Source organism: Pseudomonas sp. SIMBA_067, assembly GCF_046534675.1.
GTDB lineage: Bacteria > Pseudomonadota > Gammaproteobacteria > Pseudomonadales > Pseudomonadaceae > Aquipseudomonas > Aquipseudomonas putida.
In genome coordinates this window covers 123,505-135,507 of sequence record NZ_JAWRYH010000012.1, presented here as the reverse complement: position 1 = coordinate 135,507, position 12,003 = coordinate 123,505, and the positions used below count along the sequence as shown (strand labels likewise).

The following is a 12,003-nucleotide window of genomic DNA, read 5'->3' as shown; positions in this document are numbered from 1 at the left end:
GACAGCCGAACCTTTTTCAGTACAACGAACATATAAGAGAGACCCGCATGCGCACCCTGATGATCGAGCCCCTGACCAAAGAAGCCTTCGCCCAGTTCGGAGACGTGATCGAAACCGACGGCAGCGACCACTTCATGATCAACAACGGCTCGACCATGCGCTTCCACAAGCTCGCCACGGTCGAGACCGCCGAGCCCGAAGACAAGGCGATCATCAGCATCTTCCGCGCCGACGCGCTGGACATGCCGCTGACCGTACGCATGCTGGAACGCCATCCGCTGGGCAGCCAGGCTTTCATCCCGCTGCTCGGCAACCCCTTTCTGATCGTGGTCGCGCCCGTTGGCGATGCACCTGTATCAGGCTTGGTCCGCGCCTTCCGCAGTAATGGCAGGCAGGGCATCAATTACCATCGCGGCGTTTGGCACCACCCGGTGCTCACGATCGAAAAGCGGGATGATTTCCTGGTGGTTGATCGCAGTGGTTCTGGCAACAACTGCGATGAGCATTACTTCACCGAGGAACAGATGCTGATCCTCAATCCCCACCAATAAGAAAAGGTCGATCATCATCAGGTGATCGGCAGAGGTACATACTGTGGAAGCACACCTTCACGAATGGCTGAACCTGAGCATTCGCTGGGTTCACATGATCACCGGTGTCGCCTGGATCGGTGCATCGTTCTACTTCGTCTGGCTGGAGAACCACCTGAACCGAAGCAACCCGCGCGATGGGTTGTCGGGTGATCTCTGGGCAATTCACGGCGGTGGTATCTACCACCTGGAGAAATACAAGCTCGCACCCCCGAAAATGCCCGAGAACCTGCACTGGTTCAAATGGGAAGCCTACTTCACCTGGATGTCCGGTATCGCCCTGCTGTGCGTGGTGTTCTACTGGAACCCGGCCCTTTACCTGCTGGCCCCTGGCAGCAGCCTGAGCGGTGCCGAAGGCGTGGCCATCGGTATCGGCTCGCTGATCGCTGGCTGGTTCATCTACGACTTCCTGTGCGACTCGCCCCTGGGCAAGAAGCCAGCGCTGCTCGGCGGTGTACTGTTCGTGCTGATCATCGCCGCCTGCTGGGGCTTCAGCCTGGTGTTCAGCGGCCGTGGTGCATACCTGCACACCGGCGCGATCATCGGCACCATCATGGTCGGTAACGTGTTCCGCATCATCATGCCGGCCCAGCGCCAGCTGGTGGCGGCGATCGAGAACAACCAGACGCCCGACCCGGTGCTGCCGGCCAAGGGCCTGCTGCGCTCGCGCCACAACAACTACTTCACCCTGCCGGTGCTGTTCATCATGATCAGCAACCATTTCCCGAGCACCTACGGTAGCCAGTACAACTGGCTGATCCTGGCCGGTATCGCAGTAGCCGCGGTTCTGATCCGCCACTACTTCAACACCCGCCACGACAGCAACAAGTACGCCTGGACCCTGCCGGTCGGCGCCTTGGCGATGATCTGCCTGGCCTACGTCACCGGTCCGAAACCGATGGCCGTAAGCCCTGAGCAAGCGGCAGCGAAGGTCGAGTACCAGCCGCTGCCTGCGACTGCCGTCGGTGGCAAGACCGCTGCCGAGCAGCGCGCCGAGGACGCCGCCAAGGCTGCCGAAGCGCCGGCTGCACCCGCGCAAGCACCGGCCCAGGCCGCTGCCCAGGCCGGCGGTGGCGACTTCGACAAGATCCACAATGTCATCCAGGAACGCTGCACCGTGTGCCACTCGTCCAAGCCGACCAGCCCACTGTTCAGCGCCGCCCCTGCCGGCGTGATGTTCGACACCCCGCAGCAGATCCAGGCCCAGGCCGCGCGCATCCAGGCGCAAGCGGTCGCCAGCCAGATCATGCCGCTGGGCAACATCACCCAGATGACCACCGAAGAACGCAAGCTCGTCGGCGACTGGATCGCCAAAGGCGCCCAGGTCAATTGAAACACCCTCCTACAAGGCGACTGAGTCCCCTGTAGGAGCGGCCTTGCGCCGCGAAGAGGCCGGTTAACCCGGCCTCAAACTTGAAGATTCACGCAACAAGCAAGCATCGAGCGTTCAACTGCAAGCGGGAACCCCGGTCTCTCTTCACCGAGAAACTGCCGCTTGGAGCTTGCCGCTTGGATCCGAGAATAAAAACAAAACTCGAGGTGCTGCATGTCCGAGTCACGCAAGGCGTATATCCCCATTGCGCCGCCGCGCGAACCCTTGCCCTTGTTCCAACTGATCCTGGTTGGCCTGCAACACGTTCTGCTGATGTACGGTGGCGCGATTGCCGTGCCGTTGATCATCGGCCAGGCCGCTGGGTTGTCCCGTGAAGAAGTCGCTTTCCTGATCAACGCCGACCTGCTGGTCGCTGGCGTCGCCACCATCATCCAGTCGTTCGGTATCGGCCCGGTGGGCATCCGCATGCCGGTGATGATGGGTGCCAGTTTCGCTGCCGTCGGCAGCATGGTCGCCATGGCCGGCATGCCCGGCGTGGGCCTGCAGGGGATCTTCGGGGCGACCATCGCCGCCGGGTTCTTCGGCATGCTGATCGCGCCGTTCATGTCCAAGGTCGTACGTTTCTTCCCGCCGCTGGTCACCGGTACGGTGATCACCTCGATTGGCCTGTCGCTGTTCCCGGTGGCGGTCAACTGGGCCGGTGGCGGCCATGAAGCTGAAACCTTCGGCTCGCCGATCTACCTGCTGGTGGCCGGCCTGGTGCTGGCGGTCATCCTGCTGATCAACCGCTTCATGCGTGGCTTCTGGGTCAACGTATCGGTGCTGGTGGGCATGGGCCTTGGCTACATCCTGGCCGGCTCCATCGGCATGGTCGACCTGTCTGGCCTGAAAGACGCGCCGTGGTTGCAGGTGGTAACCCCACTGCACTTCGGCATGCCGACCTTCAGCCTGGCGCCGATCCTGTCCATGTGCCTGGTGGTGGTGATCATCTTCGTCGAGTCCACCGGCATGTTCCTGGCCCTGGGCAAGGTGACTGATCGCGAAGTTACGCCAGGGATGCTGCGTCGCGGCCTGCTGTGCGATGCCGGTGCATCGTTCATTGCCGGCTTCTTCAACACCTTTACCCACTCCTCGTTCGCCCAGAACATCGGCCTGGTGCAGATGACCGGGGTGCGCTGCCGCTTTGTCACCATCGTGGCCGGTGCACTGCTGATCCTGCTGAGCCTGCTGCCCAAGGCGGCCTTCCTGATTGCCTCGATCCCGCCTGCAGTACTGGGCGGCGCGTCCATTGCCATGTTCGGCATGGTCACCGCCACCGGGATCAAGATTCTTCAGGAGGCGGACATCGGCGACCGCCGCAACCAGCTGCTGGTGGCGGTGAGCGTCGGCTTCGGGTTGATCCCCGTGGTGCGTCCGGAGTTCTTTGCCCAGATGCCGCAGTGGATGGAACCCATCACCCACAGTGGTATCGCCATGGCCACGGTCAGTGCCCTGGTGTTGAACGTGCTGTTCAACATCCTTGGTGGCGCCGACCGCGCGGTGCACAACGACGCGTGTCACCAGCATTGAGCCAAACGGGGCGGCGCATTGCCGCCCCTTACTCACATCTGCAGTAACCGCTACGCCGTCGACCCGCCGGAATGGGTCGCCCGGGGCGCCTGCGCGCCAAAAAAACCGCCAACAAAAACAATAAGTCCGGGAATCACAACATGAAGCGCATCACCACGTCCCTGTTGTTGGGCAGCAGCCTGCTGGCCACCCTACCCTCGCATGCAGGCGAATGGCTGCAATGGCATGGCGAAAGCCTGACCTACCTGTATGGCAAGGACTTCAAGGTCAACCCTGATATCCAGCAGACCATCACGTTCGAGCACGCCAACAAATGGAAGTACGGCGACACCTTCATGTTCGTCGACAAGATCTTCTACAACGGCAAGGCCGACGCCAGCAAAGGCGTGACCACCTACTACGGCGAGTTCAGCCCGCGCCTGTCGTTCGGCAAGATCTTCGACCAGAAGCTTGCCTTCGGCCCTATCAAGGACGTGCTGCTGGCGATGACCTACGAGCGTGGCGAAGGCGACAACGAAGCCTACCTGATCGGCCCCGGCTTTGACCTGAACATCCCCGGCTTCAACTATTTCACCCTCAACTTCTACGTGCGCAACACCGAGGGCAGCCGCCCCGGCGACAACGTCTGGCAGATCACCCCTGGCTGGTCGTACACCATCCCCGTGGGCAGGTCTGACATTCTGATCGACGGTTACATGGACTGGGTCCCCGACAACGACCAGACCCGCCGTGGCACCTATCACGCCAACCTGCACTTCAACCCGCAGGTCAAATACGACTTGGGCAAGGCGCTGAACCTGGGCGCCAAGCAGCTCTACGTGGGCTTTGAGTACAGCTACTGGAAGGACAAATACGGCATCGACAGCCGCGGCAACCTGGAAAGCAACCAGAGCGTCGCCAGTGCCCTGATCAAAGTGCATTTCTAAGAAACTGACCAAACGCACAAGTTTGAACCACCCCGCTCCAGGACGGAGCACTTGAGGCGCGGCGCGCAAGCCAGTAATCTGCGCGCCCCCTCGATCAGGGCAGAACGGATTCTGCCTGCGTTTACTGACCGCTCAGTCAATGAATACGGGCGGTTGGCCAACGTGTTGCCAGCCTGAAAGACCCTTTTCATCCGTTCAGAACGAAGTCGAGCAGGAAGGTTTTGCCAACCCGGAAAAGTTGGCTCAACCCTTGCCAAACAGCTGTGGCCTATCGAAAAAAGCTGACTCGCAAGACAACAAAAAAGCGCCAATACCGAGCGCTGACAACAGATCAATCAAGGGAGCGACACTCGCAATGCGTACCATCAACAGCCTGATCCTCGCCGGCGGCCTGCTGGCCTGTGGCACGACCTACGCCGACGACCTGCTGCAATGGCAGAACAACAGCCTGACCTACCTGTGGGGCAAGAACTTCAAGGTCAACCCGGCGATTCAGCAAACCGTCACGTTTGAACACGCCGATGGCTGGAAGTACGGCGACAACTTCGTCTTCGTCGACAAGATCTTCTACCAAGGCCAGAAAGACGCCGGCAATGGCCCGAATACCTATTACGGTGAAATCAGCCCACGCCTGTCGTTCAACAAGATCTTCGACCAGAAGGTGGAGTTCGGCCCGGTCAAGGACGTGCTGCTGGCGATGACCTACGAGTTTGGCGAGGGTGACACCGAGTCGTACCTGATCGGCCCAGGGTTCGACCTGGCCATTCCCGGCTTCGACTACTTCCAGCTGAACTTCTACAACCGCACCACCGACGGCAGCCGCGCCGGCGACAACGTATGGCAGATCACCCCGGTATGGTCGTACACCATCCCGGTGGGCGATTCCGACGTGCTGATCGACGGCTTCATGGACTGGGTGGTGGACAACGACGAGAACCGCCGCGGCACCTACCACGCCAACCTGCACTTCAACCCGCAGATCAAGTATGACCTGGGCAAGGCATTGCACCTGGGCGAGAAGCAGCTGTATGTGGGTGTGGAGTACGACTACTGGAAGAACAAGTACGGCATCAAGGACAGCGATGCCTTTACGACTGACCAGAACACCATGAGTTTCCTGGTCAAGGTTCACTTCTGACCTAAGCAGGCCCCGTGGGAGCGGGCTTGTCCCGCGAACACCGGCGCAGCCGGTGCCATGCACCGCGAGGCCCCCTTCGCGGGACTAGCCCGCTCCCACAATGATCACCGTTTCCTACGCGAACCGGGGCAAAGCCCCGGCCATGCAACCTTATGTGGCAGGCCGGATCGCCCGCCACAATTTGCCGGCAACCTCCACCACCGCCAGCACCACGCCACCGGCCAGCACCCCTGCCACGCCGTTGAGCAGTGCTCCGGTCAGCGCGCCACCGCGCCCTTCGCTGAACGCCTCGATGGCATGATGCAGCGGCTCGATCCCATGCACCAGAATCCCACCGCCGACCAGGAACATCGCCGCAGTACCAATCACCGACAGGCTCTTCATCATGTAGGGCGCAGCCCGCAGGATGCCGTTGCCGACGGCCTGGGTCAGGCTCGATGCCTTTTGGGTCATCCACAACCCCAGATCATCGAGCTTGACGATGCCCGCCACCAGCCCGTAAACGCCAATGGTCATGACGATGGCGATGCCCGACAGCACGATGATCTGCTGGCTCAGCGGCGCATCGGCCACGGTACCCAAGGTGATGGCGATGATTTCCGCTGACAGGATGAAGTCGGTGCGCACCGCGCCCTTGATCTTGGTTTTCTCGAACGCCACCAGGTCGACATTGGCGTCAGCCACGGCTTCCTTACGGGCATTGTGCTGCGCGTCGTCCTCTTCCTTGCTGTGCAGGAACTTGTGCGCCAGCTTCTCGAAGCCTTCGAAACACAGGTAGGCGCCACCGATCATCAACAATGGCGTAACCGCCCACGGAATGAACGCACTGATCAGCAGCGCTGCCGGCACCAGGATTGCCTTGTTGACGAACGACCCCTTGGCCACCGCCCACACCACCGGTATTTCGCGCTCGGCACGCACACCGGTAACCTGCTGGGCGTTCAGCGCCAGGTCATCGCCCAGCACACCTGCTGTTTTTTTTGCCGCGACCTTGGTCATTAGCGAGACGTCATCAAGCACCGTGGCGATGTCGTCGATCAGTACCAGTAGACTGCTTCCTGCCATGTTTGCCTGTATCCAGATAGGTGTGTGCCACGGATTCTAGCCCAAAGCCGCTGCCTTGAGCGCCCGTCGAGCGCGGTGCTACCATGCCCGATCCCTCTTAGAGGTGGCCAGACACGAGGAAGATCCCTGACCATGAGCACCATTCGCGAGCGCAACAAGGAATTGATCCTGCGCGCGGCCAGCGAGGAATTCGCCGACAAGGGCTTCGCCGCCACCAAGACCAGCGATATCGCGGCCAAGGCCGGCCTGCCCAAGCCGAACGTGTATTACTACTTCAAGTCCAAGGACAACCTCTACCGCGAAGTCCTGGAAAGCATCATCGCGCCAATCATGCAGGCGTCGACGCCATTCAATGCCGACGGCGACCCCAAGGAAGTGCTGAGTGCGTACATTCGTTCGAAGATCCGCATTTCGCGCGACCTGCCGCACGCCTCCAAGGTGTTTGCCAGCGAGATCATGCACGGCGCCCCGCACCTGTCGCCCAACCAGGTGGAGCAGCTGAACGAGCAGGCCCGGCACAACATCGAATGCATCCAGCGCTGGATCGACCGTGGGCAGATTGCCCATGTGGACGCGCATCACCTGATGTTCAGCATCTGGGCGGCGACCCAGACGTATGCCGACTTTGACTGGCAGATTTCTGCGGTGACCGGCAAGGCCAAGCTGGCCGACAGCGATTATGACGCGGCGGCCGAGACCATCATTCGCATGGTCTTGAAAGGCTGTGAGCCTGAAGCAGCCTGACAGGGCCAGTAGGGCTGCTTCGCAGCCCATTCGCGGCACAAGGCCGCTCCTACAGGACATCGCGATCGCAGGTCAAACGCGATCCCCTGTAGGAGCGGCCTTGTGCCGCGAATGGGCCGCAAAGCGGCCCCGGCTATCTTGAGCGTTACGCCGCTACCCCGGCATCCGCCTTCAACCCCACCTCCTCGATCGCACTGATCGCACACTGCTCGTCGATATCCGACGTATCGCCGCTGATCCCCACCGCACCCAGCACCTTGCCGTCCTGATCACGGATCAGCACACCACCCGGTGCCGGCACCACCGGCCGTTCACCCATCCCGTTCAACGCGGCAAAAAACGCCGGACGCTGCTGCGCGTCCAGCGCCAGCAGCCGCGATCCCTTGCCCAGGGCAATCGCGCCCCAGGCTTTGCCAGTGGCAACCTCAGGGCGGATAAGGCTTGCGCCATCCTCACGCTGTAGCGCCAGCAGATGCCCGCCGGCATCCAGCACCGCCACGGTCAGTGGCGCGGCATTGATGTTGCGGCCCGCCGCCAGTGCGGCATTTACCAGGCTGACAGCGACTTTCAGGTTCAAGACGTTCATGGAAAGGTCCTCTTCTTGTTGTGAGAAGCCCTGAGGGCAGTTGAAAACTGATAGAGCAAATAGAACACAACGAAAGGCACTTTTGTATACAATATTTTGAAACGATCGTATGCAATGGCGCAAATAGCCGTTTTCACGGCCGCTTTGACGAAACCCGGCCTACCCGATGAAAACCCATTGACCTGAGCCGCCAGCCGTGAATACACTCTGTCGCAAAGCAAGTTGTATACAATTACAAAATCGATGAGGCACAACCCATGAGCAAAATGAGAGCAATCGATGCAGCCGTTCTGGTCATGCGCCGTGAAGGTGTAGATACCGCGTTCGGCATCCCAGGGGCTGCCATCAACCCGTTGTACTCGGCCCTGAAGAAAGTCGGTGGCATCGATCACGTCCTCGCTCGCCACGTCGAAGGTGCCTCGCACATGGCCGAGGGCTACACCCGTGCCAACCCGGGCAACATCGGCGTGTGCATCGGCACTTCCGGCCCAGCCGGCACCGACATGGTCACCGGCCTGTACAGCGCCTCGGCCGACTCCATCCCGATCCTCTGCATCACCGGCCAGGCCCCGCGTGCACGCCTGCACAAAGAAGACTTCCAGGCCGTCGACATCACTAGCATCGTCAAGCCGGTGACCAAGTGGGCGACCACCGTTCTGGAGCCAGGCCAGGTGCCTTACGCCTTCCAGAAGGCCTTCTATGAAATGCGCACCGGCCGCCCAGGCCCGGTACTGATCGACCTGCCGTTCGACGTACAGATGGCCGAAATCGAATTCGACATCGACGCCTACGAGCCGCTGGCCGTCAACAAGCCGTCCGCCACTCGCGTACAGGCTGAAAAAGCCCTGGCCCTGCTCAACGACGCCGAGCGCCCGCTGCTGGTCGCCGGTGGCGGCATCATCAACGCCGATGCCAGCGACAAGCTGGTCGAGTTCGCCGAACTGACCGGCGTGCCGGTAATCCCGACCCTGATGGGCTGGGGCACCATCCCGGACGACCACGCCCAAATGGTCGGCATGGTCGGCCTGCAGACTTCGCACCGCTACGGCAACGCCACCCTGCTGAAATCCGACCTGGTGTTCGGTATCGGTAACCGCTGGGCCAACCGCCACACCGGCTCCGTCGATGTCTACACCGAAGGCCGCAAGTTCGTGCACGTCGACATCGAACCGACCCAGATCGGCCGCGTATTCACCCCGGACCTGGGTATCGTTTCAGACGCCGGCAAGGCACTGGACGTGTTCCTGGAAGTGGCCCGCGAGTGGAAAGCCGCTGGCAAGCTGAAAGACCGTGCTGCCTGGCTGGAAGATTGCCAACAGCGCAAAGCCACCCTGCAGCGCAAGACCCACTTCGACAACGTGCCGGTCAAGCCGCAGCGCGTATACGAAGAAATGAACCAGGTATTCGGCAAGGACACCACCTACGTCAGCACCATCGGCCTGTCGCAGATTGCCGGCGCGCAGTTCCTGCACGTGTACAAGCCACGCCACTGGATCAACTGTGGCCAGGCCGGCCCGCTGGGCTGGACCATCCCTGCCGCACTGGGTGTTGTCAAAGCAGACCCTAAACGCAAGGTTGTGGCGCTGTCGGGTGACTACGACTTCCAGTTCATGATTGAAGAACTGGCAGTGGGTGCGCAGTTCAACCTGCCGTACGTCCACGTGCTGGTGAACAACGCCTACCTGGGCCTGATCCGTCAGGCGCAGCGTGGCTTCGACATGGATTACTGTGTACAACTGGCGTTCGAGAACATCAACTCGACCGACGCCGCCACCTACGGTGTCGACCACGTTGCAGTGGTCGAAGGCCTGGGCTGCAAAGCCATTCGCGTGTTCGAACCGGCCGAGATCGCCCCAGCCCTGCTCAAGGCGCAGAAGATGGCCGAAGAGTTCCGCGTGCCGGTGGTGGTCGAAGTGATTCTCGAGCGTGTGACCAACATTTCCATGGGCACCGAGATCAACGCGGTCAACGAGTTCGAAGACCTGGCGCTGGTCGGCAACGACGCGCCAACCGCCATCTCGATGCTGGACTGATCGCCTGACGCCCCCAGGCACGCCCTGGGGGCCTTCATCGCAAGGAGACAACTCATGCCTCGCTTCGCTGCCAACCTGTCCATGCTGTTCACCGAACAGGACTTCCTGGCCCGCTTCAAGGCTGCCGCCGACGCCGGTTTCAGTGGCGTCGAATACCTGTTCCCCTACGACTTCAGCGCTGCAGAAATCAAGCAGCAGCTGGAAGCCAACGGCCTGACCCAGGTGCTGTTCAACCTGCCTGCCGGCGACTGGGCCAAAGGTGAGCGCGGTATCACCTGCCACCCCGACCGTATCGAAGAATTCCGCGCCGGTGTCGACAAGGCCATCGAGTACGCCAAGGTGCTGGGCAACACCCAGGTCAACGCCCTGGCCGGCATTCGCCCACAAGGCCCGGACTGCGCCACCGTGCGCAAGACCTTCGTGGAGAACCTTCGCTACGCCGCCGACAAGCTCAAGGCCGCCGGTATCCGCCTGGTCATGGAAATGATCAACACCCGCGACATCCCGGGCTTTTACCTGAACACCACCCAGCAGGCCCTGGAAATCCAGGCCGAAGTGGGCAGTGACAACCTGTTCCTGCAGTACGACATCTACCACATGCAGATCATGGAAGGTGACCTGGCTCGCACCATGGAAACCAACCTGCAGCTGATCAACCACATCCAGCTGGCCGACAACCCCGGCCGTAACGAGCCTGGTACTGGCGAGATCAACTACCGCTTCCTGTTCGAGCACCTGGACCGCATTGGCTACCAAGGCTGGGTGGGCGCGGAGTACAAGCCCAAGACCACCACCGAAGCGGGTCTGGGCTGGCTGAAAACCCACAACGCAATCTGAGGAACAACTCGGGACCCTGTGGGAGCGGGCATGCCCGCGAACACCGGCATAGCCGGTGCCATCCACCGAGTCGCCTGTTTCGCGGGCATGCCCGCTCCCACAGGGGCCGCGGCTTGCTTGAGACATCACAAATACAAAGAGGCACATTCTCATGGCTAAAATCGGTTTCATCGGCACCGGCATCATGGGCAAGCCCATGGCCCAAAACCTGCAAAAAGCAGGTCACAGCCTGTTCGTTTCCACCCACCACGACGCCGCGCCAGCTGACCTGATCGCCGCCGGTGCAGTGGCCCTGGCCAACCCGAAAGAGGTTGCCCAGGAAGCCGAATTCATCATCGTCATGGTGCCGGACACCCCGCAGGTGGAAGCCGTACTGTTCGGTGAAAACGGCGTGGCTGAGGGCGTAGGCCCGAACAAGATCGTGATCGACATGAGTTCGATCTCGCCTACCGCCACCAAAGCGTTCGCTGAAAAAATCAAGGCAACCGGCGCAGCCTACCTGGACGCCCCGGTGTCCGGTGGTGAAGTCGGCGCCAAGGCCGCGACCCTGAGCATCATGGTCGGTGGCTGCCCTAAAGCCTTCGAGCGCACCCTGCCGCTGTTCGAAGCCATGGGCAAGAACATCACCCGCGTGGGTGGCAACGGTGACGGCCAGACCGCCAAGGTCGCCAACCAGATCATCGTCGCCCTGAACATCCAGGCCGTCAGCGAAGCACTGCTGTTCGCCGCCAAGAACGGCGCCGACCCGGCCAAGGTGCGTGAAGCACTGATGGGCGGCTTTGCTTCGTCGAAAATCCTCGAAGTACACGCCGAGCGCATGATCAAGGGCACCTTCGACCCAGGCTTCCGCATCAACCTGCACCAGAAAGACCTGAACCTGGCCCTGCAAGGCGCCAAGGAACTGGGCATCAACCTGCCCAACACCTCCAATGCCCAGCAAGTGTTCAACACCTGCCAGGCCCTGGGTGGCGGCAACTGGGACCACTCGGCGCTGATCAAAGGCCTGGAACACATGGCCAACTTCTCGATCCGCGGCGACAAGTAAGTAGTAGACCTTACCGGCCTCTTCGCGGCGGTTCGGCGCGAAGAAGCCAACACCGCTGAACCTGCGACCACAGGTTCAGCGGTAGCACCGAGCAACACCCGCCCCTGGTTCGGCCTGCACGGAGGCAGTTCCAGGGG

The 12,003-nt window shown here is 61.3% G+C and carries 11 protein-coding genes; 9 read left to right on the top strand and 2 right to left on the bottom strand.

The features are described 5' to 3' along the window. The first annotated feature begins 47 nt into the window (after positions 1-47). The 5 genes from SB765_RS23270 to SB765_RS23250 all read left to right on the top strand — a co-directional run bounded on the left by SB765_RS23270 (position 48) and on the right by SB765_RS23250 (position 5,556). Positions 48-551 carry an ureidoglycolate lyase gene (locus tag SB765_RS23270; RefSeq protein ID WP_016488365.1) on the top strand — a complete coding sequence of 168 codons (504 nt, stop codon included), beginning with the start codon at positions 48-50 and terminating at the stop codon, positions 549-551. Positions 552-594: 43 nt separating this feature from the next. After that, a complete protein-coding gene (locus SB765_RS23265; protein ID WP_341796388.1) occupies positions 595-1,923 on the top strand; it encodes a urate hydroxylase PuuD in 1,329 nt (442 codons plus the stop codon). Between the two features lie 213 nt (positions 1,924-2,136). Further along, positions 2,137-3,492 carry a nucleobase:cation symporter-2 family protein gene (locus SB765_RS23260; RefSeq protein WP_012273436.1) on the top strand — a complete coding sequence of 452 codons (1,356 nt, stop codon included), beginning with the start codon at positions 2,137-2,139 and terminating at the stop codon, positions 3,490-3,492. Between the two features lie 140 nt (positions 3,493-3,632). After that, positions 3,633-4,418: an outer membrane protein OmpK gene (locus SB765_RS23255; protein ID WP_023047851.1), complete on the top strand. Its 786-nt coding sequence runs from the start codon at positions 3,633-3,635 to the stop codon at positions 4,416-4,418. A gap of 355 nt (positions 4,419-4,773) precedes the next feature. Continuing rightward, positions 4,774-5,556, top strand: a complete 783-nt coding sequence (locus SB765_RS23250) for an outer membrane protein OmpK (protein WP_341796389.1) — start codon at positions 4,774-4,776, stop codon at positions 5,554-5,556. A 150-nt stretch (positions 5,557-5,706) separates the two neighbouring features. Here the strand turns inward: SB765_RS23250 and SB765_RS23245 are convergent, their stop codons facing one another. After that, the gene (locus SB765_RS23245; protein ID WP_410932002.1) at positions 5,707-6,621 is read right to left on the bottom strand and encodes a DUF808 domain-containing protein; all 915 of its coding nucleotides are present in this window, start codon (positions 6,619-6,621) and stop codon (positions 5,707-5,709) included. A gap of 132 nt (positions 6,622-6,753) precedes the next feature. Between SB765_RS23245 and SB765_RS23240 the strand changes: the two genes are divergently transcribed. Next, a complete protein-coding gene (locus SB765_RS23240) occupies positions 6,754-7,365 on the top strand; it encodes a TetR/AcrR family transcriptional regulator (RefSeq protein WP_010955036.1) in 612 nt (203 codons plus the stop codon). A gap of 145 nt (positions 7,366-7,510) precedes the next feature. Here SB765_RS23240 and SB765_RS23235 read toward each other — a convergent pair whose 3' ends face one another. Then, complete coding sequence (locus SB765_RS23235) at positions 7,511-7,951, bottom strand: GlcG/HbpS family heme-binding protein (protein WP_063423152.1); 441 nt, start codon at positions 7,949-7,951, stop codon at positions 7,511-7,513. Between the two features lie 257 nt (positions 7,952-8,208). On the opposite strand from SB765_RS23235, the gene gcl reads away from it, so the two are divergent. From gcl to SB765_RS23220, 3 genes are all read left to right on the top strand, one after another. Further along, positions 8,209-9,984: a glyoxylate carboligase gene (gene gcl, locus SB765_RS23230; RefSeq protein ID WP_016498605.1), complete on the top strand. Its 1,776-nt coding sequence runs from the start codon at positions 8,209-8,211 to the stop codon at positions 9,982-9,984. Between the two features lie 54 nt (positions 9,985-10,038). Further along, complete coding sequence (gene hyi, locus SB765_RS23225) at positions 10,039-10,821, top strand: hydroxypyruvate isomerase (RefSeq protein ID WP_049273327.1); 783 nt, start codon at positions 10,039-10,041, stop codon at positions 10,819-10,821. Positions 10,822-10,972: 151 nt separating this feature from the next. Then, positions 10,973-11,866 carry a 2-hydroxy-3-oxopropionate reductase gene (locus SB765_RS23220; RefSeq protein WP_016498603.1) on the top strand — a complete coding sequence of 298 codons (894 nt, stop codon included), beginning with the start codon at positions 10,973-10,975 and terminating at the stop codon, positions 11,864-11,866. Positions 11,867-12,003 lie beyond the last annotated feature (137 nt).

Excerpts from the sequence above, each read along its gene's own strand:
- gcl (WP_016498605.1), top strand. The coding sequence starts at position 8,209 with ATGAGCAAAATGAGAGCAATCGATGCAGCCGTTCTGGTCATGCGCCGT.
- SB765_RS23220 (WP_016498603.1), top strand. The coding sequence starts at position 10,973 with ATGGCTAAAATCGGTTTCATCGGCACCGGCATCATGGGCAAGCCCATG.
- SB765_RS23255 (WP_023047851.1), top strand. The coding sequence starts at position 3,633 with ATGAAGCGCATCACCACGTCCCTGTTGTTGGGCAGCAGCCTGCTGGCC.
- SB765_RS23245 (WP_410932002.1), bottom strand. The coding sequence starts at position 6,621 with ATGGCAGGAAGCAGTCTACTGGTACTGATCGACGACATCGCCACGGTG.
- SB765_RS23260 (WP_012273436.1), top strand. The coding sequence starts at position 2,137 with ATGTCCGAGTCACGCAAGGCGTATATCCCCATTGCGCCGCCGCGCGAA.
- SB765_RS23240 (WP_010955036.1), top strand. The coding sequence starts at position 6,754 with ATGAGCACCATTCGCGAGCGCAACAAGGAATTGATCCTGCGCGCGGCC.
- SB765_RS23235 (WP_063423152.1), bottom strand. The coding sequence starts at position 7,951 with ATGAACGTCTTGAACCTGAAAGTCGCTGTCAGCCTGGTAAATGCCGCA.
- SB765_RS23270 (WP_016488365.1), top strand. The coding sequence starts at position 48 with ATGCGCACCCTGATGATCGAGCCCCTGACCAAAGAAGCCTTCGCCCAG.
- hyi (WP_049273327.1), top strand. The coding sequence starts at position 10,039 with ATGCCTCGCTTCGCTGCCAACCTGTCCATGCTGTTCACCGAACAGGAC.
- SB765_RS23250 (WP_341796389.1), top strand. The coding sequence starts at position 4,774 with ATGCGTACCATCAACAGCCTGATCCTCGCCGGCGGCCTGCTGGCCTGT.